At 69.4% G+C, this 23,838-nt stretch carries 22 protein-coding genes; 5 read left to right on the forward strand and 17 right to left on the reverse strand.

What is annotated here, in order from left to right; translation table 11 throughout:
- Window positions 1–25: 25 nt before the first annotated feature.
- The 3 genes from AB0N02_RS12980 to AB0N02_RS12990 all read right to left on the reverse strand — a co-directional run bounded on the left by AB0N02_RS12980 (window position 26) and on the right by AB0N02_RS12990 (window position 3,680).
- Window positions 26–1,057 (reverse strand): hypothetical protein, encoded by a 1,032-nt coding sequence (locus AB0N02_RS12980; protein ID WP_363945452.1) that lies wholly within the window; start codon window positions 1,055–1,057, stop codon window positions 26–28.
- 77 nt (window positions 1,058–1,134) lie between these two features.
- Window positions 1,135–1,887, reverse strand: a complete 753-nt coding sequence (locus tag AB0N02_RS12985) for an SDR family oxidoreductase (protein ID WP_363945453.1) — start codon at window positions 1,885–1,887, stop codon at window positions 1,135–1,137.
- Between the two features lie 1,583 nt (window positions 1,888–3,470).
- Window positions 3,471–3,680: a hypothetical protein gene (locus AB0N02_RS12990; protein ID WP_363945454.1), complete on the reverse strand. Its 210-nt coding sequence runs from the start codon at window positions 3,678–3,680 to the stop codon at window positions 3,471–3,473.
- 598 nt (window positions 3,681–4,278) lie between these two features.
- Between AB0N02_RS12990 and dapF the strand changes: the two genes are divergently transcribed.
- Window positions 4,279–5,124 (forward strand): diaminopimelate epimerase, encoded by an 846-nt coding sequence (dapF, locus tag AB0N02_RS12995; protein ID WP_363945455.1) that lies wholly within the window; start codon window positions 4,279–4,281, stop codon window positions 5,122–5,124.
- Between the two features lie 79 nt (window positions 5,125–5,203).
- Here dapF and sbnB read toward each other — a convergent pair whose 3' ends face one another.
- The 5 genes from sbnB to AB0N02_RS13020 form a co-directional block, all read right to left on the reverse strand.
- Window positions 5,204–6,211: a 2,3-diaminopropionate biosynthesis protein SbnB gene (sbnB, locus tag AB0N02_RS13000; protein WP_363945456.1), complete on the reverse strand. Its 1,008-nt coding sequence runs from the start codon at window positions 6,209–6,211 to the stop codon at window positions 5,204–5,206.
- Window positions 6,196–7,239 (reverse strand): 2,3-diaminopropionate biosynthesis protein SbnA, encoded by a 1,044-nt coding sequence (gene sbnA / locus AB0N02_RS13005; RefSeq protein ID WP_363945457.1) that lies wholly within the window; start codon window positions 7,237–7,239, stop codon window positions 6,196–6,198. Before sbnA ends, sbnB begins: the two co-directional genes overlap by 16 nt.
- A 521-nt stretch (window positions 7,240–7,760) precedes the next feature.
- Complete coding sequence (locus tag AB0N02_RS13010; protein ID WP_363945458.1) at window positions 7,761–8,102, reverse strand: cytochrome P450; 342 nt, start codon at window positions 8,100–8,102, stop codon at window positions 7,761–7,763.
- 99 nt (window positions 8,103–8,201) lie between these two features.
- Window positions 8,202–8,621, reverse strand: a complete 420-nt coding sequence (locus tag AB0N02_RS13015) for a hypothetical protein (protein ID WP_363945459.1) — start codon at window positions 8,619–8,621, stop codon at window positions 8,202–8,204.
- Between the two features lie 137 nt (window positions 8,622–8,758).
- Complete coding sequence (locus AB0N02_RS13020; RefSeq protein WP_363945460.1) at window positions 8,759–8,899, reverse strand: ferredoxin; 141 nt, start codon at window positions 8,897–8,899, stop codon at window positions 8,759–8,761.
- Between AB0N02_RS13020 and AB0N02_RS13025 the strand changes: the two genes are divergently transcribed.
- Window positions 8,898–9,860 (forward strand): polyketide synthase, encoded by a 963-nt coding sequence (locus tag AB0N02_RS13025; protein WP_363945461.1) that lies wholly within the window; start codon window positions 8,898–8,900, stop codon window positions 9,858–9,860. The genes AB0N02_RS13020 and AB0N02_RS13025 overlap by 2 nt on opposite strands.
- Before the next feature lie 65 nt (window positions 9,861–9,925).
- On the opposite strand, the gene AB0N02_RS13030 is transcribed toward AB0N02_RS13025, so the two are convergent.
- Window positions 9,926–11,407 carry an MFS transporter gene (locus AB0N02_RS13030; RefSeq protein ID WP_363945462.1) on the reverse strand — a complete coding sequence of 494 codons (1,482 nt, stop codon included), beginning with the start codon at window positions 11,405–11,407 and terminating at the stop codon, window positions 9,926–9,928.
- A gap of 167 nt (window positions 11,408–11,574) precedes the next feature.
- Between AB0N02_RS13030 and AB0N02_RS13035 the strand changes: the two genes are divergently transcribed.
- A complete protein-coding gene (locus AB0N02_RS13035; protein ID WP_363945463.1) occupies window positions 11,575–12,159 on the forward strand; it encodes a helix-turn-helix domain-containing protein in 585 nt (194 codons plus the stop codon).
- A gap of 140 nt (window positions 12,160–12,299) precedes the next feature.
- Entirely contained in the window at window positions 12,300–13,190 is an 891-nt protein-coding gene (locus tag AB0N02_RS13040; protein ID WP_363945464.1) for a beta-ketoacyl synthase N-terminal-like domain-containing protein, read from the forward strand.
- 372 nt (window positions 13,191–13,562) lie between these two features.
- Here the strand turns inward: AB0N02_RS13040 and AB0N02_RS13045 are convergent, their stop codons facing one another.
- On the reverse strand, window positions 13,563–14,747 hold the full coding sequence (locus tag AB0N02_RS13045; RefSeq protein WP_363945465.1) for a nucleotide disphospho-sugar-binding domain-containing protein: 1,185 nt from the start codon (window positions 14,745–14,747) through the stop codon (window positions 13,563–13,565).
- An 80-nt stretch (window positions 14,748–14,827) separates the two neighbouring features.
- Entirely contained in the window at window positions 14,828–15,988 is a 1,161-nt protein-coding gene (locus AB0N02_RS13050; RefSeq protein WP_363945466.1) for a class I SAM-dependent methyltransferase, read from the reverse strand.
- A gap of 565 nt (window positions 15,989–16,553) precedes the next feature.
- Between AB0N02_RS13050 and AB0N02_RS13055 the strand changes: the two genes are divergently transcribed.
- Window positions 16,554–17,702, forward strand: a complete 1,149-nt coding sequence (locus tag AB0N02_RS13055; RefSeq protein ID WP_363945468.1) for a DUF418 domain-containing protein — start codon at window positions 16,554–16,556, stop codon at window positions 17,700–17,702.
- On the opposite strand, the gene AB0N02_RS13060 is transcribed toward AB0N02_RS13055, so the two are convergent.
- The 6 genes from AB0N02_RS13060 to AB0N02_RS13085 all read right to left on the reverse strand — a co-directional run bounded on the left by AB0N02_RS13060 (window position 17,693) and on the right by AB0N02_RS13085 (window position 23,792).
- Entirely contained in the window at window positions 17,693–18,511 is an 819-nt protein-coding gene (locus tag AB0N02_RS13060; protein ID WP_363945469.1) for a TylF/MycF/NovP-related O-methyltransferase, read from the reverse strand. The genes AB0N02_RS13055 and AB0N02_RS13060 overlap by 10 nt on opposite strands.
- 69 nt (window positions 18,512–18,580) lie before the next feature.
- Window positions 18,581–19,201, reverse strand: coding sequence for a tunicamycin resistance protein (locus tag AB0N02_RS13065; protein ID WP_363945471.1), 621 nt, complete (start codon window positions 19,199–19,201; stop codon window positions 18,581–18,583).
- 193 nt (window positions 19,202–19,394) lie between these two features.
- The gene (locus tag AB0N02_RS13070) at window positions 19,395–20,594 is read right to left on the reverse strand and encodes a class I SAM-dependent methyltransferase (RefSeq protein WP_363945472.1); all 1,200 of its coding nucleotides are present in this window, start codon (window positions 20,592–20,594) and stop codon (window positions 19,395–19,397) included.
- Window positions 20,595–20,752: 158 nt separating this feature from the next.
- Complete coding sequence (locus tag AB0N02_RS13075) at window positions 20,753–21,721, reverse strand: zinc-binding dehydrogenase (protein ID WP_363945474.1); 969 nt, start codon at window positions 21,719–21,721, stop codon at window positions 20,753–20,755.
- 88 nt (window positions 21,722–21,809) lie between these two features.
- Window positions 21,810–23,636, reverse strand: a complete 1,827-nt coding sequence (locus AB0N02_RS13080; protein ID WP_363945476.1) for a hypothetical protein — start codon at window positions 23,634–23,636, stop codon at window positions 21,810–21,812.
- Between the two features lie 18 nt (window positions 23,637–23,654).
- Window positions 23,655–23,792: a hypothetical protein gene (locus tag AB0N02_RS13085; protein ID WP_363945477.1), complete on the reverse strand. Its 138-nt coding sequence runs from the start codon at window positions 23,790–23,792 to the stop codon at window positions 23,655–23,657.
- Window positions 23,793–23,838: the final 46 nt, after the last annotated feature.

The raw sequence follows: 23,838 nt of genomic DNA on the forward strand, positions 1-23,838 counted from the left end.
CCAAGTGATCGAACGGTGGTCGGGCTCAGGAGAGCCCGAGCTGTTCCGCGAGCACGCGGGCGACCAGATCGTGCCCGCGGTCTGTGTAGTGAGCCCGGTCGACGAAGAGCCAGTCGTCGGCCTTCGCCGTCTCGGCCACCACAGGGTTCAGGTCGAAGAACCGCGCGCCCTGCTTCTCACAGCCGACCCGGAGCGCGTCGGCGTAGGCCCGGGCTGCCTCCTTGGTGGAGATGTCCCCGTACAGCTCCTTCCAGGTGCCCAGTTTCGAGATGCGGTCGATCTCGTCGAAGAGACGCTGTTCCTCCGGCGCGTTGACATCGCGCATCCACAGCGCCATCGGCTGCAGGACGTAGCTGATCCGAGTCTGCGGCCCGGCCATGCGTCGCCAGACGTCGAGCTGGCGCAGCGTCAGTTCGGCGGCGTTCTCGATGACCTTGGGGATGTCCCGTCGTACGTCATCATGGGTGACGATGGTGCGCGCCCGCTCCGCCCGCCGCCCGAAGATCTTCGAGCTCTTCCGGTTTCGCTCGCGCAGCTCGTCCATCTGCTCGAAGTACTCGCCGCAGAAAAAGAAGGCCCCGTGGTCCCCCTGCTGCCATTCGGGCAGGCGGCCGACGGTGAGGTCGTTCAGCCCGGAGAAGATCACGACCTCGTCGATCTCGGGAAGCTGGTGCCGGTACAGCGTGAAGATCAGGGCCTCCTGCGTGGAGTTGTAGCAGCGGCCGGCGAAGTTGAGCCATGGGTGGGAGGGCGCGTAGCGACTCCACAGCAACGAGGTCAGCGTGTGGGCGTCGCTGGTGGCCCCGACGCCCAGGGCCGTGGAGCCGCCGCTCAGCACCCGCACCGGCCCCTTGGGCACGGTTGAGCTCGCCGACGCCGACTCCCCGTCCGGGCCTCGCGACAGACGGAAGCCGGACCGGTCGGTGTTGATCACCGGCGAGGTGAAGTTCGTCTGGTGGAAGTACATGACATAGGGCTGGTAGTTCCGCTGTCCGGGGTCGTCGAAGCGGTCGTAGTCCCGCATCTGCGGTGTCAGTTCGTCGCGGAAGAGTGTCACTGGCGTTCATCCCTTGTTCGTCACGGGGCGAGCGGGCCGCCTGCGGTGGGTGGTCGGAACGAAGCGTGAAAGGAGAGTCAGGGCCCGAACAGCGGCCCCCGGTGCAGCCGGTGCTGGGCAGCCTGCGCGAGCGGCCGCACCACCATCTGATCAACGTTGACGTGCTGAGGGAGCCCGATGACCAGGACGATGCATTCGGCCACGTCCTCGGCCGTCAGCGGCCGGTCCACGCCCTCGTACAGGGCGGCGGCCTTCTCGCGGTCACCGTGGAACCGCCTGACGGCGAACTCGTCCGTCCGCACCATCCCAGGGGCGATCTCGATGACGCGGACGGGCTCCCCGTTCAACTCCAGCCGCAACGTCTCGGTGAGCGCGTGCTCGGCGTGCTTGGCCGCGCTGTACCCTCCGCCTCCCTCGTAGTTGACGAACGCGGCGGTGGAGGTGAGGTTCACGATCGTCCCGCCGCCCTCGGCCGCGCGCAGCAGGGGCAACAGCGCCTGCGTCACGCACAGGGTGCCGAGCACGTTGACCGAAAACATCCGCTGCCAGTCGGCCCTGTCGGCGACCGCCACATGCTCCGCGCCGAAGGCGCCGCCCGCGTTGTTGACCAACAGCTCACAGCCGTCCAGGCCGGCCGCGAAGTCCCGCACCGCGTCCTCGTCGGTGACGTCCAGGGTCCGCACCCGCGCGCCGGTCTCCTCGCGCAGAGCGTCCAGCCGGTCCGCGCGCCTGGCCACGGCCACGACGTCGAACCCTTCCTTCGTCAGACGGCGGACGGTCGCCGCACCGATTCCGCTGCTCGCTCCAGTCACCACAGCCCTGGGGGGCACTGGACACCACCTCTTGTCGTCGATCGTTCCTGTCCACTAGGCACGGGAATGTGCCGCCAGAAATTCGTCGGTCGGACAGACAGAACAGCCGTCCAGGCCGTCGAATGGCCACGCACACGGCTGCAAAACAGAAACGGCGGGGGGAGGCGCGCACGGTTCGAGAACAACCGTGCGCCGCGGTTCAGGTTTCGGACATGGACATGCGAGGTTTCAGAAGCACACAACCACCGTTAACCGAAGCTCCTGGGCTTGACCGGCGATTGCCGTAGACGGAACAGTGCCCGGCTTAACTGCGCACCCAAAATCCACTCCGAGGAGAAGACGTGCGCTGTCGCCGCCGATCCGGACAGTCCTCAATGGCCATAAACGGATGCACAGAGATGAATTGACCCTGCGCCCCCTTCGTTTCGACACCGAGCCAGGCTCCTGCCACGGCTACAAAGACCGGGAATTCCTCGCCACACCTCAATCGAGTTTTCCGTGGATGGCCCCCGATGATTATCGCGAACCGAAAGGAACACTAAAACGGACACCCAAGACACGTCAACCCCCTCCACAAAGTGAGCAGATTGCTCCGAGAGCACCGGAGGCGAGGCCGGTCCCAGGCAATCGACCTGCAACGAGCCTTCCCAGAAGGCGCTATTGAGATGCCCCAAACCTTCCGGACACAGCGCCCGGCAGAGCTCGAGGCGAACCGGGAAGGGAAGGAAATTGCGGACAAGAATTACTCCGGCGAGTTCAAGGCCGAGGTGGTCAATATCGAGGCAGTCAAGATGATCTTGAACGATTGGGTGACGTCAAGTCAGACATGCCTGTCATTCGGGGTGTCACGTGAGACCGTTCGCACGTGGATCGAGAAAGAAAGGCGCCGGCGATCGGGGATCACCGAGGAGGTGCGGGACGCCGTCGAGCGAGCCGGAGCGCGTGAGACGGAACAGCACATTCGGAGGCCCGGGCAGGAGAACACGTTCCCCCCCGAAAAAAGCGGCCACCTTCTTCGCCGGGGACGTCGAGCAGCCGAGCCGTACCGGCTCGTTGATACCGAGAAGGCTAATTTATTGGTTTCCCGTCATGGAGGTGTCGCGGCCGCGCCATTACGACCGGAGAGATCACCCGTTGCCGGATAACCGGCAGTGACAGGAGGACCTGAAGTCGATGATCAGAAAGGTCACGTCGAATCGCAGCACACGTATGGATATCCGAGAGTCCATACCGGGCCGCGGCGGACGGGCGTGGGGGGCGACGGGGGAGATTGGCTTGGTGCCGGTGCAGGGCAAGCGGCGGCGGGCGGGCCTGACCCGGCAGGATCGGCGGGCGGAGCCGATCCCCGGCCTGGCGGAGCGGGATTTCGGCGCCGAGGCGCCAGAGGTGAAACCGCTCGGCGACATCACGCGGATCGACACCGGAGAAGAACCGTCGCATTTGGCGACGGCGATCCATTGTCAAAGCAAGGCCGTTATCGACCTGTCGGTCGGCACGAGTTATCCGCGGAGCCGGTGTGCGCCGCCCTCGCCATGGCCGTCGCGCGGGTTCGTCCCGTCTCCGGCGCGATTCTTCATAACGATCGGGGCAGCCGGTACACGTCACATCCGTTCGACGGAACTCTGCGGAGGCACCGCATCGGAAAATCCATCGGTCACGCCGCCGTATGCCATGATAACACCATGGCCGAATCGTTCTTCGACAAACCGAAGACGGACCTGATCCATCACATGACGTTCCCGCCCCGTGTGGATGCGCGACGGGAAGTCATACGGTTTATCGAGGGTTTCCACAATCAACGGCGATTGCATTCGCCCATCGTGACGTCGCCCGCGAACGGAAGTCCTCGATGAGCAGTCGACGAACAATCGGGCGGTGTAAAGCAGATCATTCAGCCGGATGTCCGTGAGGTTCGGAGCCCCTCATTGTTGTGCGATAGAGGGCTTCGAGTTCGACGGAAAGGCGGCCACCGCGGACACTTTTCAGGCGGCGGTTATTTTACCAACCGACCCACTCACGGTGGTGATCTCGACGTCGTTCAGGCCCTTCCACAAGCCTTTCCGGCGCATCAATCTCCGTAACCATTCGTCGCCCTGCGTAGCGCTCGGCGGGGCTTGACCGGAGATCAACTTCACACCAGAGGATTCACATGCCCATCAGTCTCATACACTCGGCGACTCTCAATGTACGCAGGGAGACCGTGCCATTCCGGTCCGCCCTGATGCACGCTGAACGCCACCGCCGGGCACCCGGCCATCACCTACGACGCCCGAGATCTCGTCGCCGTCCTCGACCAGGCGACCATCGTCGGCGAGCGCATGGAGATCCGCACCGGCCGCGCGGCGAGCCACCTGTCTCTCGAGTGGACTTCGCCGCGCTGAAACGCCGGGCGCGCCGTAAGATCACCGGATGCGATTCGCGAAGGGACACGGCACCGAGAACGACTTCCTCCTCATTCCCGATCCCGACGGCCGGATGGAACTGACGTCCGGGACCGCCGCGGCCCTGTGCGACCGGCGCACCGGGCTCGGCGCGGACGGCGTGCTCCGCGTGGTCCGCAGCCTGGCCTCCGGTATCCCGAAGATCGAGGCGCTCGCCGGTACGGCGGAGTGGTTCATGGACTGCCGCAACGCCGACGGCAGCGTAGGCCAGATGTGCGGCAACGGTGCCCGCGTTTTCGCCCGTTTCCTGGTCGACACGGGACTGGCCGCACCCGGAACGTGGTCGATCGCCACGATGGCCGGACCGCGCCGCGTCACCGTCGCCTCCTCCGGCGACATCTCCGTCGACATGGGCACGCCCGAGATCCTCGGTCCCGGCACGGTGGTCCTCGCCGGACGCGAGCACCGAGGCCACCGGGTCTCCATGGGCAATCCGCACCTGGCCTGTCCGGTGGACATCCCGATCGCCGACCTCGATCTGACCAGCCCCCCGGGCTTCGACGCGTCGGTCTTCGGCGACGGAGTCAACGTCGAGTTCTTTCAGTTCCTCGGCGACCGCCACATCGCCATGCGCGTCCACGAGCGGGGAGTCGGAGAGACCCGCTCGTGCGGGACCGGTGCGGTCGCCGCGGCCGTCGCGGCGGCCTTGACCTCTTCAGCCTCGCCCGCGGGCATCCTGCCAAAGAGCTGCTGGCGGGTGGACGTTCCCGGTGGACGGCTCACGATCATGCTCGACGACCGGAGCAGCCACCTGAGCGGACCGGCCGTCGTCGTCGCCGAAGGCGAGGTCGTCTCAGGCGCATTCACACGGTGACCACCGCGACGCCCCGTGCTCACACAGTCCGGTACCGCCGGTGACCGATCGGTGCGAGGGCGATCGGAGATCAGATCCGTCACGCGCCCTCCCAACGCTCGACAGGGCCGAAGAAGTCAGGTACGGATGTCACGGCTCCGTCGAGCGAGGCCACCCGATGGACATGTTCGCCCACCGCGAGATCGAGCACACCGAGTCCGAACGGCGAGACGATCCGCGGCCGGTCGGCCTCTGTCTTGACCTCGCCCAGGAGCATCTCCGCGATCGTCCCGTCGATGAACCGCCTGTGCCCGACGGCCTGCTCGGCAAGATGCGGCGAGGTGTTCGCGGTCAGGCAGTGGTCGATGTCGTCCACGAAGTTGTGAGCCTCCAGGATCACCTCCGGCGCCAGGTCCCGGAGCGAGATGTTGAGGATGCACTGCCCCGGGCGCAACCAGGACGGATCGGTGAGCCAGGGGCTCGCCGCCGTGGTCGCGAGCACGACCAGATCGGCTCGACCGAGCGCCGCGGAGACATCGGTCACGGCCCTCGCCTCGACACCCGCACTGCCGACGTGGGACGACAGTGCCTGAGCGTAACGTGTTTCGAGGTCGAACATTTCGCACTCGGCAATCTCCCACTGCTGGTCAAGGAGGAAGTCGGCGATCGTTCTGGCGAGTACGCCTGCCCCGACGAAGAGAACTCGTTCAACCGCTCTGGATCCCACGACGCACTCGGCCGCCAGCACCGCCGAGGCCGCGGTACGCGCAGCGCTGATGTGCGACGACTCGAGACAGGCGAAGGGATAACCCGTCGCATAGTCGTTGAGGACCAGCACCGAAGAGGCGCGGGCCACATTGCGCTCAACGTTCTGCGGGAAGCTGCTGATCCACTTGATTCCGGCCAGGTCGTGATCCGCCAGGAACGCGGGCAGCGCGATGATGCGCGCGTCAGGCTTTTCCGGAAACCGCAGGAAGTGACTGCGCGGATTGACCGAACGGCCTCGGTGGTGCTCGATGTAGGTCGCCCGGACGACGTCGACGATGTCCGAACGCCGACTGTCGATGATCCGACGCACGGTCGGGCCACTGACTAGGGTGAAGCGCACGTGGTTTCTCCTCCGTAGACCCGCTGGTGGGTTACTCGTCCGCGGTGCGATCTCGGCTCGGTATCCGCTCTCATGGGCTCAAGTGCCTCGGCTCCGTACCGCGACCGGACCCAGTCGTCGTCGTAGACGGTGTCGACATAGCGATCGCCGATGTCAGGTGAGAGCGCGACGACAAGCGATCCGGGCTCGATGGTGGAACGCATGGCGAGGACGGCCGCGATGATGGACCCGGTCGATCCTCCGGCGAGATAGCCGTAACTCTGTGCGAGCATCCGGCAACATCGGATCGTGTCGGTCTCGGCCACCTGGATCTGCCGGTAAGCGCGACCGCTCTTGAAGAGCGGAGGCGTCTTGCTGGCGCCCAGCCCGGGGATACGACGAGTCTGCGCCTCGCCGCCGAAGGTCACCGAGCCCACGGCGTCGACCGCGATGACCCGGGTACTCGGCGAATGCCTGCGGAAGTGCTCGACGCAGCCCATGAAGGTCCCGGCCGTGCCCACCCCGACGAACAGGTAGTCGATCCGGGGGAACTGGTCGAGAATGCCGGCCGCTGTGCCCGTGATGTGCGCCGCAGGATTGGCCGGGTTGCTGTACTGGTTGAGCCAGACGATCGACGGGTCGGCCTCGACGCAGCACTGGACGGTCTCCAGCCTCGACTGCAGGTAGCCGCCGTTCGCGTCCACCTGGTCGACGCAGATGACGCGAGCCCCGTACGCACGGATCGCGGCAAGCGAGGTGCGCGAGATGTGAGGATCGACGACGCAGGTGAACGTGTACCTCTTGACGGCCGCGATCAGCGCCAGGGCCACGCCGAGACTTCCGGACGAAGACTCGATGATGTGTCCGTCGGGTCGCAGCCGGTCGCTGCGCTCGGCGGCCTCGACCATTCCGAGGGCGGCCTTGAGTTTTATCGATCCAGCGAGATTGACACCCTCCAGCTTGAGATATGTCTCGCTCCCGGGAAGCAGTCCAGGAAGGCCGAGAAAGTGATGCTCGCTCCCTACGTCATAAGGATAGTCGTACAACAAGTGGCGACTCTTCCCGTTAGGTCATCGGAGCGGTCGGCCCGACGACGCAGGCACTCTGAACAGCCCTGGACGGGCGGTCTTCACGGCGGCGGTCATCGCCGGCAGTACGCGATCAGGAATCTTGGTGATCGTTTTCGGGGATCAGCCGCGGCGGGAGGCACTGCGGCGGCCGTTCTCCTGCAAACCTTTGCCTCCAGTGGATATTGCCAGCAAGAACGCCCAACCGAACGCCGCACGGAGGTGAAAAAGCAAATGCTCGGCACGACGTTTTCACGCGGCCATGATCAACAAAGCATTCACCCGGAACGATAAAGGTTGACGGGTCGCCAAGTAAAGAGTCAGATATGTGACATCCATGTCACTTCCGGCCCGCGGGGATACCGGAGGACGGTTGCCGGACGAGGGGATGTTGCGCCGATCGGTTGAGTGCGCCCGACCGATGGCAACGGCTGAGGACAACGATGCCCGGGACTCGTGAATCCGGGTCCCGGGCATCGCCGTTTTCTCGCAGGTGTACGGAGTCACCAGGTGACCGGCAGCGTGACGACGCTGTTGACCTGCGAGTACAGCCGGAACGGCACCTCACCGGGGTCCACCGCCAGCCGCAGGCCGGGCAGTCTGCGCAGCAGCGTCCTGAAGATCACCTGCAGTTCGATGCGGGCCAGTGCCTGGCCGACGCACTGATGCACGCCGTAGCCGAAGGCGAGGTGGCCCTGGGTCTGCCGGTGCAGGTCGAACCGGTCCGCGTCGGCGAACTGGGGGTGATCCCGGTCCGCTGACACCGTCAGTGGCACGATCCCCTCACCCGCCGGGATGACCACCCCGCCGACCTCGATGTCCTCGGTGGCCACGCGGAGCACCACCAGCTGCGAGATCGTGAGGTAGCCGCGCAGTGCCGCACCGGCCTCCCTGGCGCGGACGGGCGCGGCCGGGCGCGGCCGGGCGCGGCCGGGTCGCTGACGTCATGGCCGTTCAGCAGGTGCTGCGAGGCGGTGTTGAAGAACTGCCAGTCCTGCGCGCACCCCGAGGATCCAGCTCAGCACCGTCGAGGGCACCGGCACCGCCAGCGCCTCGACCAGGTCCACCGGGCGATCGCCCGCGATCATCGCGTCGACGGTCTCGTCCACCAGCCGCTGGATCCTCGGCTCCAGCGCCTGCATCCGCTTGACCGTGAAATGCCTGACGAGGAGCCGGCGGAACACCGTGTGCTCGGGCCGGTCCATCCGCAGGAACGGCCGCTCCGCGTCGCTCGGCGGGCGGGCCCCGATCCGGGGGAAGCCCGGGTCGCGCGAGTCCGCGCTCACCCGGGGGTCGATGAGAACGGCGCGCACGTCGTCGTACCGGGTGACCAGCCACACCGGCTGTCCCTCAGCCGTGGTCACCCGAGTCACGGGCCGTTCGGCCCGCAACCGGGCATACAGCTGCGGCGGGTCGAACAGCGCGCGGGGCCACGGAAGGGCTGATCGAGCGCCGCCGCCGGCGCGGTCGTGGTCTCCGTCATCTCAGTTCCTCCGGGATGTCATTCGTCGATGGTGATGGCGACCGCCGGGCAGCCCCGGGCCGACCGGCGCACCGCGTCGACGTCCGCGTCGGCCGGCCGGGTGGTCAGCAGGATCACGACCCCGTCTTCGTCCTGGTCGAACACCTGGGGCACCCGCATGTTGCTCGCCGACGGCCGGGACGCCGTCCGGGACGCCCCGGCGGACCGCCAGGGAGCGCCCGCGCGCGGCGGTTTTCTCGACACGGTCGACGAGTTCGACGCCGGTTTCTTCGCGATCTCCCCGCGTGAGGCCGCGGCACTGGACCCGCAGCAGCGGCTGCTGCTCGAACTGGCCTGGGAGGCGTTCGAGGCGGCCGGGATCCTGCCCGCGGCGGCGCGTGGCGCCCCGTACGGCGTGTTCGTCGGCGCGATGGCCGACGACTACGCGACGCTGGCCCACCGGGCGGGTCCTTCGGCGATCACGCCCTACACGCTCACCGGACTCAACCGCGGTGTCCTCGCCAACCGCGTGTCCTACACGCTCGGCCTCCGCGGGCCCAGCATCTCCGTGGACACCGCGCAGTCCTCCTCGCTCGTCGCGGTGCACCTCGCCGTCGAGAGCCTGCACGCCGGTGAATGCGACGCGGCCCTGGTCGCGGGCGTGAACCTGATGCTGGCGGCGGACAGCACGATCGCCGCCGAGCGTTTCGGCGGGCTCTCGCCCGACGGCCGGTGCGCGACGTTCGACGCCGCCGCCAACGGGTACGTCCGCGGCGAGGGCGGCGTGGCGATGCTGCTGAAGCCGCTGCGGACCGCCCTCGCCGACGGCGACGAGGTGCTGTGCGTCGTCCGCGGCAGCGCGATCAACAACGACGGCGCGACCGGCGGGCTGACCGTGCCGAGCCCGGACGCGCAGCGCGAAGTACTGCTGGCGGCGTGCCGGCGGGCCGGGGTGGCGCCGCGCGAGGTGCAGTACGTCGAGTTGCACGGTACCGGCACCGCGCTGGGCGACCCGATCGAGGCCGCGGTGCTGGTCGAGAACGGGCAGCTTCTCCTCGTGCAGCTCCACGAGCCGCGCGACGGTCCCGCGCAGTGGACGGGCGGTGTTGGTCTTGGTCATGTTCTCGGTTTCCTCCACTGAGTGCCTCCCACGGCAGCGAGTGTCGTCGGAGGCTCTCAAGCGGATCTAAGCCGAGGGCGGGATTCTCAGTCCCGGCTGCGGGCACCGGCCTCGGCCTGCTCGGGCGGCACCTTGCCGGCCGGGGGGTCCGCCGGGGCGGCGGGCGCGCCCGGCTGGATCGCGCTGCGCACGAAGATCAGCGTGCTGATCAGGGCGATCACCGCGATCACCGACGCGCCGGCGAACGCCGACGCGGTGCCGCGTGCCAGCGACTCCGCCACGCCGCCGCCCTCGGTCGCGGCCTGGTGGTACACGGTGACCAGCACCGCGAGGCCGAGGGACCAGCTGGTCCACTGCAGTGTCTGGAACAGCCCGGCGCCGGCGCCGGAGTCCTCCCGGCGCACGCCGGACAGTGAGGTGACGCTCAGCGCGACGGTGGTGAGCCCCGCGCCGACGCCGAGCAGTACCAGCGGACCGAGCACGTCGGCCAGGTAGCCGCTGCCGCTGGTCAGCCGGGTGAGCCACAGCAACGCGGCGGTGACGAACGCGATCCCGACCGCCATCACCGGGCGGGTGCCCCATCTCTTGATCAGTCTGCCGACCAGCCGGACCACGCCCATCAGCACGACGGTCATGGGCAGGAACGCGACACCCGTCGCCAGCGGGCCGTACCCGAAGCCTTCCTGCAGGTACTGGGTGAGGAAGTAGATGACCGCGAAGATGGTGCTCGGCACCAGCAGGGTGTTCACGTACGCCGCGGCCCTGCGCCGGTCGGCGAACAGCCGCAGCGGCATGATCGGCTGTTCGGCCCGCTTTTCGACCAGGATGAAGCAGACGAGCACCAGCACCGCGGCGACGAAGACCGCGATGGTGATCGGATCACCCCAGCCGGAGGTCGCGGTGCGGATCACCCCGTAGGCCAGCCCGGCCACGCCGATGGTCGCGGTGATCGCGCCGACGAGGTCGAACCGGCCGCGGTGCGTCTCCGTCTCGTGCACGAAGATCGGCGTGAGGATGAGGATCGCCGCGCCGATGGGCACGTTCACGAAGAACACCCAGCGCCAGGAGCCGGCCGAGGTCAGCGCGCCGCCGGCGAGCAGGCCGAGGGCGAGGCTGGCGCTGGAGGCCACGGCGAACACGCTGAGCGCATGGGTCCGCCGGGGGCCGTCCTCGTAGTTGGACATGATCAGCGACAGCACGTTCGGCGAGGCCATCGCGCCGCCGATGCCCTGCAGCGCACGGGCCGCGACCAGCCACCACGACTGGGTCGCGAGGCCGCCGAGCAGCGACGCCGCGGTGAACAGCAGCACGCCGAAGGCGAACATCCGGCGTCGGCCGAGCAGGTCTCCCGCGCGGCCGCCGAGCAGCAGCAACCCGCCGAACGCGAGGGTGTACGCGTTGAACACCCATGCCAGGCCGGTCTGCGAGAAGTGCAGTTGTGTCTGGATCTCGGGCAGGGCGATGTTGACGATGGTGGCGTCGATACCGACCATCAGCTGGCAGGCGAGCACCACGGCAAGCACGATCGCCGAGTGTCTGCCACCAGGGGTCGTGGTCCGCTCAGTCATGTGAGCCTCTTCTACAGGGAACGGGCAAGGTGCCCCAGGCATGGCCACGTCCTGGTCGGGCCGGCGCCACCGGGCTTGCTCCCCAGGGCGCGTCAGGCGTGCACTACGATATGGGCGACCCGCCCACTTTGTAAACGGGCGACCCGCCCATTTCTCGGAGGTCGACGATGACCACGGACCACGCGAAGGGGTTGCGCTCGGACGCCCAGCGCAACGTCGAGCGTCTGGTGGAGGTGGCGACGCACGTCTTCGCCGAACAGGGGCCGGAGGCCCCGCTCAGCGAGATCGCGCGGGCCGCGGGCGTGGGCACGGCCACGTTGTACCGCAGGTTCCCCACCAGGGAGGCCCTGCTCGCCGCGGTGTACGTCGGGCACGTCCAGGCACTCGCCTCCCGCGCCGACGAGCTCGCCGTCTCCTGCGAGGACCCGCTGCGGGCACTGGTCGGCTGGCTGCACGAGTTCGCCGGTCTGCTCACCGAGCACCGCGGGATGAAGGGCCTGATCACCGGCCGATACGAAGGCGACGCCGAGCTGTTCCAGAGCTGCCGGCGCAGCCTGTCGCTGGCCGTCGACTCGCTGCTGCGGCCCGCGCAGCAGGCCCGCGCCATCCGCCCCGACGTCGACGCCGAACGCACGTTGACCCTGGTCAACGCCGTGGTGCTGGCCTCGGGCCAGGTCGGCGACAGCCGGGAGGAGACCCACTACCTGATCGACCTGGTGATCTCCGGATTCCGGTACGACGACCGCAACTAACCTCATTCCGGACGCCATACCGCTTTAGCGACAAGCAAGCCGCCATTCAGGCAACCCGATGAGCCTGGCACGGAAGGCCCGGCCGTCGTGACGGCACGCCTTCGACCGTCTCGGCTGGCGAAGGCGGTGGCAGGTGAGGCATGGCGACCGGTGAGGACAGACTGCGTGACTATCTCCGGCGGGCGACGTCCGAGTTGCACCGGACCCGGCAGCGGCTGCACGCCGCCGAGGCGGAACTCGCCGGAACGGCGGGCGAACCGATCGCGGTGATCGGAATGGGCTGCCGCTTCCCCGGCGGCGCCGACTCCCCCGAACAGTACTGGGACCTCCTCGTCAACGGCCGCGACGCCATCGGCCCCTTCCCCACCGACCGCGGCTGGCCACTGGACACCCTCTACCACCCCGACCCCGACCACCCCGGCACCACCTACACCACCCGCGGCGGATTCCTCCCCACCGCCGCCCACTTCGACGCCCCCTTCTTCGGCATCAGCCCCCGCGAAGCCGCCGCCACCGACCCCCAGCAACGCCTTCTCCTCGAAACCACCTGGCAGGCACTCGACCACGCCGCACTCGACACCGCCACCCTCCGCGGCACCCGCACCGGCGTCTACGTCGGCGTGATGTACGCCGACTACGGCGGCCGGCTGTCGCCGATGCCGGCCGAGCACGAGGGCTATCTCGGGATCGGCAGCGCCGGGAGCGTGGCGTCCGGCAGGATCGCCTACACCTTCGGCTTCGAGGGCCCGGCCCTCACCGTCGACACCGCCTGCTCCTCATCGCTGGTCGCGCTGCACCTCGCGATCCGGGCCCTGCGCGCGGGCGAGTGCGATCTCGCCGTGGTCGGCGGGGCGACCGTGATGTCCACTCCGCGGACGCACATCGAGTTCAGCAGGCAGCGCGGTCTCGCCCCGGACGGCCGGTGCAAACCCTTCAGCGCCGACGCCGACGGCACCAGCTGGAGCGAGGGCGCCGGAATCTCGGTCCCGGCGTCACCGGCTTCGCGGTGGGAGACCGGGTGCTGGGCATGATGACCGGCGGAGCGGGCCCGGTCACCGTCACGGACCACCGGCTGCTCGCCCGCGTCCCGGCCCGGACTGACCTGGGCCGAGGCGGCCGCGCTGCCGACGGTGTTCCTCACCGCCTACTACGGGCTGGTCGAGCTGGCCGGGGCGAAGGCGGGCGAGACCGTGCTCGATCCCGGCCCGGACCGGGTGCGGGAGATGCTGGCCGACGTGGTCGGGCTGGTGGAACGCGGCGCGCTGGCGCCGCTTCCGGTCACCGCCTGGGACGTCCGCCGCGCGCCCGAGGCCTCCCGGCTGCTCAGCCGGGCGGGGCACGGAGGCGCGCACTCCGGAAAGCCCCCGGCCTTTCACCGGCGTCATTCCGCGCACCGGAGACCCTCATCCCGCCAGCTCGACCAGCCTGGGCACCACCTCGGCCGGCGAGGGCATGGCTCGCATCTCGGCCCGCACCTGCGCGGCGGCCGTCGCCGGCCGCTCGTCGGAGAGCAGCCGGACGATCAGGCCGGTGTCCACGACGTCCTCCGTCGCCAGGCCGCACCCCCGCCCGACCACCGCGTCGGCGTTGACGAACTGGTCCGCCGACCGCGGCAGGATCAGCTGCGGGATCCCGGCGTCCAGGGAAGCCATCGTGCTGCCGGACCCACCGTGGTGGACGCTCGCCGAGCAGGTCGCCAACAGCTGGGTGAGCGGGACATAACCGGCCGGCCATACGTTCTCCGGCAGCCTGCCGAGCCGCGCCGGGTCGACGTCGTCACCGAGGGCGAGCACGAACTCGGCGTCCACGTTCCCGGCCACCTCCGCCACCCAGGACAGCGGGCCGAGCCCCTCGTGCCAGTTCACCACCACGGAGCCCAGGGTGAGCGCCACCCGCGGGCGGTCCGGCCGTACACGCAGCCAGCCGGCCTGCACCCCACCGCCGTTGTAGGGCACGTACCGCATCGGCCACACCCCGGTCACCTCGCCGGTCATGCTCCGTGGAGCGACGGACAGGGCGGCTCTCCGCTCGGGCGGCCCGGACACGCCGTGCGCGCGGTAGACCTCGTCCATCGCCCCGCGCAGCACGGGTGCGACCCCCTCGTTGCGGCTGAACCCGATGGGCTGTTCGACGGCCGGCACCCCGAGCTTGGCCGCGGCCAGCGGACCGGCCCCCTCCAACGGGGTGTGCACGACCAGGTCCGGCCGCCACCGCTCGGCGACGGACACCACCTCGCCCGCCATGGACGCGGAGAGCGGGCCGTACATCCGCGCGACGGTCTCCAGCCTGCCGCCGTTGCGCGCCAGCTCCCTGCCCACCGTCCGGGGCCACTCCCGCGTTCCCGCCACGCCCCTGCCCTCGTCCCTCATCCAGGACACGATCCCGGCGGCGAAGGCCTTGTTCGCCTCGACGGCGGTCAGCGCCTCCACCACCGGCAGGCCGGCGTCGGCCATCGCCTGGACGTGGCCCTCACGACGGCCGGCGGTGGCGACGAGGATCTCGTGCCCGGCCGCCCGCAGTGCCCAGGCCAGCGAGACGACCGGGAACATGTGCCCCAGCCCGGGGGAGGTCGTGAACAACACGCGCATGGCTCACCTCGGTCGTTCGCAGAGATGCGACCGGTAGGCCGTCCGCGCGCGAAAGCGCCGGGTGCCGGCGGGTGGTCCGGTCACCCCTGATGATCGGGTGGGTACCTGAGCCAGACGGGGCCACCGCCCTCGACGTTCAGGCCCTTCTCGATGAACACGATGTTGTGGTAGAAGTGCAGGCCCCTGACGGACCGGTCGAAGTCACCGGGGACGCGATCGCTGGAATCCAGGATCTCCTCGTGGTTCAGGCCGTCGACCAGGGATTTCAGGAACCCGACACTCGTCGACGGGCTGTCGAACACATCGCTGTTCCCGCCGAACCTCGGCCAGTAGGAGGTCTGGAGGTCCTCGATCACATACAGGCCGCCGTTCCGGAGATGCGGGAACAGCGTTCTGAGGGATGTCAGGACGTGCTCGCTGCGGTGGCTTCCATCGTCGATCACGATGTCCAGGGGGCCCGTTTCCCTGATCACCTCGTCCAGTTCGGCGGGATTCGACTGATCCGCGTGCAGAATGGTGATCCGCTGCTCGGACAGCGCCCGCTTGTCGACGATGTCGATCCCGTAGACCAGGGCGCGCGGGAAGTAGTGCTTCCACATCCGCAACGACTCACCGCCCCGGGCCGGGTCGCCGTAGCCGTTCGCGCTGAGGCTGAAGCCGCCGACGCCGATCTCCAGGATGGTCAGCGGCCTGTCGCGCAGCGGCTCGAAATGGTGCCGGTAGTGCGGGGTGTAACGGTGGATCCCCCACTTGTCCGAGCCATACCGGCTGGCCAGCTCCGTCAGGCCGGACCGGTCGCGGTCGTCCGTGGTCGCCAGCAACCGCTGCGCCACCCAGAACGCCGCCGGCGGCTGCACGAACGCCGTCGGGGAGTCCGACACGCATAGTTCCAGCCGTCTGCCGGCCGCGGCGCGGCCGTCATCCGGCCCGAACACCGCCCGCACCGCCTCGCGCAGATCCTGCTCGACCCTCGCGTGGGGCTTCTCCGCGACGCCCGGCTCGTAGGCCACACCGGCCGAGCCGACCCTCACCAGATAGGAGATCTCACCGGCGTCGTGCCCGAAACACAGCTGGACCACGACCTCCTCTCCCAGTTCGACGGGCGGCCGCTCCCATCTGTACGCGATCTCGTCGACCAGCATCCCGGCGATCCGCGCGGGCCCCACGGACTCGATGACGGCTGCGATCTCCTCGTCACGGCAACCCGCCGCCAAGATCACTCTGGCGATGTCGTTCGCCACCACAGGCGCCTCCTCTGAAACAGGATCACCTACGAGCAGGAGCTTATTGTGCGACTCTTGAATGTCAATGGCGTGGCTGATTCGGCTACGACATAAGACCGCCGTAATCCTGCACCGTATCGGCGCGGCATACCGACGCGGGCACAACGGGCCCCCCGGGAAATCTCATTCCCCGGCTCCCGCCGGCGGAACGCGGCAGCCTCCCGCCATTCCGTTCTCCTCCGCCGAACCGCCGCCGGAATTCGGCTTTCTCCCGCATTTCAGGCCCGGGCCCGCCGGACACGGGCGCACGTGCCCGGCACGGCGCCGCCGGGCACGTGTTCCAGAACCCCTGCCCTGCCCGAGCCTTCCGGAGCGGCCCGCGGCGTCGATATCCGGCGGCCCGAAACAACCCGGCGGACCATGTCACCCGAAACACTCGAATAGGCGGAGACGGCTTTCCCGGCCCCGCTGGAAACGCGGGAAACGACTCGATCCGCGATCGCCCCGTCAGGCGGCTCGTCGCACCACGGCCAATCATTCGATTCCATTGATCACATGTCGCACGCTCCCTAGCATCGATACCATGACGCGCCGGAACAGCCCGCCGCCGGCCAACGGTCATTCCCCGGCCTCCACGGCCAGGGCGCCGGCGCCGGATCTGGCACGGGGGGTCATGCTGCTGGCCATCGCCCTGACCCACGCCCCGCTGTTCGTGACCGGGACCGACCCCGGCGTCGTCGGCGGCCTGCTCCAGACGGTGTTCGTCCTCAACCACGCCCGGCCGCTGTTCGCGTTCCTCTTCGGATACGCCCTGGTGCAGCTCCTGCACCGCCGGCGGGAGCGCGGCGGCGACTGGACGTCCGCCAGGAAGCTGCTGCGCCGCCGCGGGTGGTGGCTGATCGTCCTGGGCCTGGCGCACACGGCGCTGCTGGCCCCCGTGGACATCCTCGCCGCGTACGGCCTGTGTTCCGTCCTGCTGGTCGGGTTGCTGCGACGCGGCGACGCGGTCCTGCTGTGGACGGCCGGCCTGGTCCTGATCCCCTGCACGGTGGCGGTCGCGGTGGGCATGTACGAGCCGATGACGCGGGACACCTCCCTTTTCGCGGTCCTCAGCGCCGCCGCCGGTGACCGGACACCGTGGGAGATGTTCGTCAGCCGGGTCACGAGCCTGCCGGCGAGGACCGGGCTCTGCCTTCTCCTGGTCGTCCCCGGTACCGCCCTCGGCATGTGGGCCGCCCGCCGCCGCGTCCTGGACGACCCCGCCGCACACCGCCCGTTCCTGGTCCGCGCCACGATCGTCACGACGGCGTTGTCGGTGGCGGGCTCCCTGCCCGCCTGGCTCATCGAGTCGAACCTGTGGCCCGACCCGTCCGGCACAGCGATGATCATCGCAGCCGGAGCCCAGCCACTCACCGGCTACTTCGGCGGCATCGGCGTGGCGGGCCTGGTGGCCCTCGTCGCGCTGCGGGCGGACCGCCGCCGCGGCCCCCTCACCACAGCCGTGCAGGCTCTGGGCCGGCGGTCGCTGACCTTCTACCTGTTCCAGTCGGTCGTGTTCGTCGCCGTGTTCTACCCGTACGGCCTGAACCTCCAGGACGACCTCGGCTTCGCGGGAGCGGTCGTGGTCGCCGTGCTCACCTGGGCGGTGTCGGTCGCCGGTGCCGACCTGATGCGCCGGGCGGGGTACCGCGGCCCGGCCGAGATCCTCCTGCGCCGCCTCGCCTACCGCTGATCCACGCCGGTTTCCCCTGTCGTCCTGCGCCAGAAAACCCCGGTCCAATCGATTCTCTCGATCGGATCCGATATCCCGTACGTGTCACGGAAACGGTCGACCGCCTTACGGCAGCCGTCCAGGACATAGTCGTCGACTATGCAGAAACCCCCCGCCGACAGCTTCGGGTACAGATGCTCAAGGGACTCGAAGGTCGACTGGTACATGTCTCCGTCCAGCCGCATGACGGCCAGGCGCTCGACCGGGGCCTGCGGCAGGGTGTCGGCGAAGTACCCGGCGAGGAAGCGGACCTGGTCGTCCAGCAGTCCGTAGGAGGCGAACCTGGACCTCACCTCGTCCAGGCCGACGGCGATCGGGTATCCGAAATCGTCGAGGATCTCCCGCGCGATGGCGCTGTCGAAGACGGCGTCGTCCGGATACCGGCCGGTGTCCGGCTCAGGGAACCCGGCGAACGAGTCGGCCACCCACACCCTGCGGTCGGTGACGCCCCACGCTCTGAGGATCGCGCGCATGAACATGCAGCAGCCGCCACGCCACACACCGGCTTCGAGCAGGTCTCCCGGCACGTGTTCCCGGAGCACGGTCTCCACGCAGTGCCGGACGTTGTCGAGGCGCGGCCACCCGATCATGGTGTCGGCGTCCTGATGGGCGAACCTGCCCCGCTGGATCTGCTCCATCGTGCGCGCCTTCGCCAGCGGCGGGGCCAGGAAGATCCGCCCGCCGGAGTATCGGGTCAGGCAGCGTTTCAACAGGTCGAGATAGGCGTCCCTGGCGTCGTTGTCGGTGGTCTCGGGCCCGGCGGTCGTCATGGCCATTCCCTGGGGTCGATGTCGTTCGGGTGGGTGCCCCGGTCGCCCGGCGCGTCGGAGTTCGGCCGATCAGCGCTCCGCCGTACGGCGGTTCGGAATCGACGTCCCGGCTTCGGCGGATCGGCCGCGCGTTCCGTACCTGTCCACTTCGGCGAGAACCCGTTCGGCCAGTCGCCGGGGGCTCGCCTCATCCGCCGGCAGGACGACGGTGTCGGCGCCCAGCCGTTCCTCGCAGGCCATCGCGCCGTCGATCTGCGCGAGTCGCCACTTCCTCACCTCGGCGTCCCTGGCGGGGTCGTCCGGCCACACGACCTGATCGGATATGCGCCGTGCCAGGGTCTCCCTGCCGACCGACAGCCAGAAGTGCAGGATCCGGTCGGTGTCCTTGCGGATGATGTCGATGATCTCCTGCCGATAGGCGTCGTTCACCACGGTCATCGGCACGACGAGAAGATGGTCGGGATGGTGCCGCAGGAACGCCGCGCACGACTGCCCCACGACGTCGCGCCAGCACGGCAGGTCCTGGAAATCGCCCGACGCCGGCAGCGGCACCCACTCGCGGAGGTGGAATCCGACCTCCTCCGGATCGAAAACGATGATCTTGTCGACGATCCGCGTCAGCTGTTCGGCGATACTCGTCTTGCCGGCCCCGAAAGGGCCGTTGATCCACACGAGCAAGTCCGTCTCCATCCTGAGTTCCTGTGATCGACGTTCCTGTGATCGACGTTCTTGCGATCGACGTTCTTGTGATCGACGTTCTCGTGATCGACGCGCGACGGCTCGCCGGAACGGCGGCTGCTTGAACGACATCGACGCCGGTCGGCGGACGACGGCGCCGAACGCCCTCACCGGGCTCCTCCCGAGCCTGTTCCCGCGCGGCCGGTCACGGACACCGCCCAACGAGCTCGTACTGATCCACGACCATGCCGACGTGTCCCGGCCACCACCCGTCGAGGTCTCCCAGCGACGCCTCTCGCGCCAGTTCCACGCAGACGGACAGCGCCGTCCGCTCGTCGACGCCCGAGAACGACGGATAGCTCGCGTTCACCAGCCCCTGCAGCCAGTCGCGCAGCGTCCGTTCCTCCTCCCACCGCGCGAGCTCGATCCTGCGATCCGCGAATCCGCGGCGCACCAGCCATCCGTGCAGGCGCTGCCGCTGCCTCTTGGTCCAGTACGGGAAGACCCCGCCGGAGATCTCCGCCAGCCGCGTGACGATCCGCTCCTGCAGGTGACCGATCGCGGCGACAGGCGCGGTCTCCAGTTCGACGCGGTAGAAGTGGCCGCCCGGGGTGAGCACGCGTTCGATCTCGGCGGCGGCCAGCAACGGCTCCCCGCAGAAGTCGATGCTCTCGTGCTCGACGACCGCGTCGGCCGATCCCGCGTCGAGCGGTATCGCCATCATGTCGCCGTGCCGCACGTCCAGGCCGTCTCGGCGGCCCTCGCCGATCATCGCGAGCGACGCCTCGATCCCGACGTAGGAGCCCGCGAAGGGGGCGATGTTGCGTGCCACCCTGCCGGTGCCGGCGCCCAGTTCCAGGACGCGGCACGAACCGAGGAACTCCCTGGCGAATCCGCGCACCACGTCGTTGAACCGTTCGCTCACCCGCCGTGCGGGGTTGTAGCGCCGCGCCAGTTCCGGTCCGTAGAGCGCGCCATCGAGAGCGGGCGTTCCGGCGGGCCGCCGTACTTCGATGTCGACGCCGGTGAGAGCGCGCTGGCTCGCGTTGAACCAGCCGGCGCACTCCAGCGCCGCCCGCACCGTCATCCGGTCGAGACGCGCGTACTCCGCCAGCTCCGCGGGCAGGCCGCCGAAGGCGAGGACGCAGCCGTCACCGCCGCCCCGCAGCCGCACGTACTCGCACGCGCCGATCAGTGCCGCCGTCTCGTCCGCGGTGACCGGTTCGTCCGCCCGGCCGGCGGCCGAGTACCGCGCCGCGATGGCGGCGACCGGGGGCAGGACCTCCTCCGTCAGCGCCTCCAGACTCGCGGCCGTCCACGGTGGAACGTAGTGGAACCGGCTGTCGCACGGCGGAAGGGCGACGCCGTCGCCGGCCTCGCGCAGGAGGTCGATCGCGCTCTTCACCCGCCACCCCGCCCGTCGACGGGCGCCTCCCGGAGCGCGTCCCCCCGGCGGCCGCCGGGCGGGTGACCGCGCGAGGCGCCACGTCCCTCCGGGGAACGGCCCGCGACCCTGTGATGGATCACCGTCATCTCCTCGTCTGGCGCGACAGGTGGCGCCGCTCACGACCAGGTCAGGACGAGATTGCCGCGCACGTCGCCGTCCGCGAGCCGCTTGAACGCCACGCGCGCCTCCGCGGCCGGCAGCACCTGGTCCACCAGCGGCTTGATGCCGGTGGTGCGCATCAACGTCAGCATCCGCCCGTACTCCTCCCGCGTGCCGCTGAAGGAGCCGACGATCTTGATCTGGTGGAAGTAGATCCGGTGCAGCCGGGCCGGCGGCACGTCTCCCGTCGTCGCACCGGCGACCACCACCGTGCCGCCGTGCCGGACGCTGCGCAGCGAGTGCGTCCACGTCTCCCTGCCCACGCTGTCGATCACCGCGTCGACCGGCTCGGGCAGCGCGGCCCCCGGTTCGAACGTGGCGTTCGCCCCCAGCCCGCGGGCCAGGTCCCGCTTGTCGGCGGTCCGGCCGGTGACCCAGGTACGCAGGCCACCGGCCGCGGCCAGGCTGATCAACGCGGTGGACAGCCCGCCCGCGGCACCCTGGACGAGCACGGTGTCCCCGGGGGACAGCGCCGCCTTCGTGAACAGCATCCGGTAGGCGGGAAGCCAGGTGCACACCAGGCACGCCGCCTCCTCCCAGGACAGGTGCTCCGGGACGGGCAGCAGGCTCGCGGGCGGCGCGACGAAGTACTCGGCGAGCGTGCCGGGCCGGGCGCCGGCGAGCTGGGCCTCCGGCATCACCAGCGTCTCGTCGCTCGTACCCGGCGGGGACTCCCGAAGCGGGTACAGCACCACCCTCCCGCCGTCCGGTCCCTCCCCCGCCGCCTCACAGCCGAGGACGCGCGGGTACTGGTCGTGGTTGATCCCGACGCCGCGCAGGGTCCAGAGGTCCTTGTGGTTCAGGGACGCCGCCCGCACCCGCACCCGCACCCAGCCCGGCGGCGTCTCGGGGTCGGGGCGATGCCCGACCACGAGGGCGGACAACGGATCCTCCGGATCGGGGGCGCTCGCGTACACGGCCCTCATGGGCTCTCACCCTTGAGCTGTCCGATGCCATTCCAACGCATGTGACTTCTTTCCAGCTCGACCGACAGAGCATCTCGCGCACGTGCCGTCAGGACGGGGAGCCGAGCAGTTCGGCCGACGGCACGGTCGCGCGCGCGAACCCCACCGCGAACCCGGACACCACCAGCGCCCTCACCCGTACCGAGGGACCGGCCCTGCTCACGTCACAACGCACGCACACCTCATCACCTACCGCGATCTCATGAACGCTCCTCGTGTGCAGGCCCCCCACGCCGTCGTCGACGTCCACGACCACCCGCGCGGCCACCCGCGTGACCGGCTCGGCCGTCTCGGCCGGCTCGACCGGCTCGACCGGCTCACAGCCGAAGAACCGCACCCCGACGTGACCCGCCGCCGGTACGGTGATCAACGGGAACCGGACCCCGTCCGGCGATCTCGCCAGGTGCCCGCAGACGTCGCAGCGCGCCCAGCAGCACTCCCGGCCGTTCGCCACCCCCCGAGCGGTGCTCACGTACACCGGAAGCCCGCACAGCCGGCAGGCGCACAGCACCTCCGACCGTGTCGATCCGAAGATCAACCCGCTCTTCATGGCGCGCTCGACGTCTCGGGCGCCGATCGCGCGCGCACTCGCCACGAACGGGACCAGCTCCCGCTCGAACCGTTCGGCGAAGTCCCTCATCCTGCCGAGACAGCGGGAGAACTCGGCCCGCCCTGCCTCGCCGTACACCTTCCGTTCGTTCGCCGCCGACAGCACCGTGGCGGCCCGTGCCGCCCAGCCCGCGGCGCCGTCGATCCGGCTCGCGCAGGCCTCCAGCGCCTCGCGCGCGCCGGGACCTCCCACCAGGCGCAGCGCGTTGACCTTCTCACGCGCGTCTTCGACGGTGCGCGTCAGCGCCGGCAACCGCTCCCGGTCCTCGGACAGGCGTGCCAGCCCGGTCTCGATGTCCTTGAGCTCACCGCGCAGGTACGCGACGGTCGCCCGCCTGTCCAGGACACCGCGTGTGTGTTTCAGCAGGATCGGGTCGCCGAGGCACACGGTTCCCGCCGACGGGTCGTCCCCGCCCGGCCCGGAGTCGTCGAGCTGGTCCAGTTCGTGGCCGACGATCGCCTGACGCGACGTCGGCATGCGGTAGAGCGATCCGCACACCGTCGCCGCGTAGGAACTCGCGAAGGAGTCGACGAAATTCGTCGCGGGCGTGCTCCGGCGCCAGTCCGGAACCAGCGCCCCGCACGATCCCAGGTGGATCCACACGCAGCGGATCTCGTCGAGCCTGCACAGCCTGAGATCGTGCTTCACGCATCCGCAGTCCTGCTCCGGGAACCTGCTCGCGCTGTGCGAGCAGATGAACCTGTCCCCGACCTTGACGTGCGACTCGTTGCCGTGCCCGTACACGGAGACGCTGTGCAGGTCCCGCGCGCCGGGATCCGCGAACGCCTTCGCGTCGCCCACGACGGAGGAGGAGTCGGCGGCGTCGACGACGACGTGCCTCCCCTCCCGCACCCGTCTGGCCAGCGCCATGCGTCTCAGCATGAAGCCCAGTTCCCCGGCGGAACCGGCCGGCAGCGCGCCCACCGGCAGCCCGATCCGGCGCCCGAGGTCCACGACGCCGCCGGCGAGCCGGATGTCGAACTCCTCCCGGGCGGCGACCACCAGAACGTACCTCGCCGACGCCGGCACCCACCGTTCGACGGGTCCGTGCCGCAGGCCCTCGGGGGAGGTCTCCCCGGTCACGCGGCACCCGAGCGCGGCCAGGTCGTCGACGCGCGGAAGAAGATCACGCCCCACGACCACGACCGCGCCCTCGGGCCACGCCCGGCCGGCCTCGGGCCCGCTCAACCGGGATTCGTACCACCGCAGCACATCCCGCCGCTTCTCGCCGGCCTGGACGACCGCGGACCGGTGAAGTGAACCCACGTCGATCCCCACGGGTCTCTAGATCCCCGCGTGCGGGGCTATCTCGTCCAGCGAGAGCACGTTGCCGATGTTCTCGTCCGGCACGTCCTCGAACCAGTCGAGATCGTCCGCGGCGACCGGCTCCGTCGGCGTGCCGTCGTTCGTCTGCTCTGTCACGGCGATTCTCCTTCTCAGATGGTTGTCTTCCCAGAGGGTCGTCTGG

This window comes from Streptosporangium sp. NPDC051022, from assembly GCF_040683035.1.
GTDB lineage: Bacteria > Actinomycetota > Actinomycetes > Streptosporangiales > Streptosporangiaceae > Streptosporangium.

Excerpts from the sequence above, each read along its gene's own strand:
- AB0N02_RS12990 (WP_363945454.1), bottom strand. The coding sequence starts at position 3,680 with ATGCAATCGCCGTTGATTGTGGAAACCCTCGATAAACCGTATGACTTC.
- dapF (WP_363945455.1), top strand. The coding sequence starts at position 4,279 with ATGCGATTCGCGAAGGGACACGGCACCGAGAACGACTTCCTCCTCATT.
- AB0N02_RS13025 (WP_363945461.1), top strand. The coding sequence starts at position 8,898 with ATGTTGCTCGCCGACGGCCGGGACGCCGTCCGGGACGCCCCGGCGGAC.
- AB0N02_RS13020 (WP_363945460.1), bottom strand. The coding sequence starts at position 8,899 with ATGCGGGTGCCCCAGGTGTTCGACCAGGACGAAGACGGGGTCGTGATC.
- AB0N02_RS13030 (WP_363945462.1), bottom strand. The coding sequence starts at position 11,407 with ATGACTGAGCGGACCACGACCCCTGGTGGCAGACACTCGGCGATCGTG.
- AB0N02_RS13035 (WP_363945463.1), top strand. The coding sequence starts at position 11,575 with ATGACCACGGACCACGCGAAGGGGTTGCGCTCGGACGCCCAGCGCAAC.
- AB0N02_RS13040 (WP_363945464.1), top strand. The coding sequence starts at position 12,300 with ATGGCGACCGGTGAGGACAGACTGCGTGACTATCTCCGGCGGGCGACG.
- AB0N02_RS13045 (WP_363945465.1), bottom strand. The coding sequence starts at position 14,747 with ATGCGCGTGTTGTTCACGACCTCCCCCGGGCTGGGGCACATGTTCCCG.
- AB0N02_RS13055 (WP_363945468.1), top strand. The coding sequence starts at position 16,554 with ATGACGCGCCGGAACAGCCCGCCGCCGGCCAACGGTCATTCCCCGGCC.
- AB0N02_RS13060 (WP_363945469.1), bottom strand. The coding sequence starts at position 18,511 with ATGACGACCGCCGGGCCCGAGACCACCGACAACGACGCCAGGGACGCC.
- AB0N02_RS13065 (WP_363945471.1), bottom strand. The coding sequence starts at position 19,201 with ATGGAGACGGACTTGCTCGTGTGGATCAACGGCCCTTTCGGGGCCGGC.
- AB0N02_RS13075 (WP_363945474.1), bottom strand. The coding sequence starts at position 21,721 with ATGAGGGCCGTGTACGCGAGCGCCCCCGATCCGGAGGATCCGTTGTCC.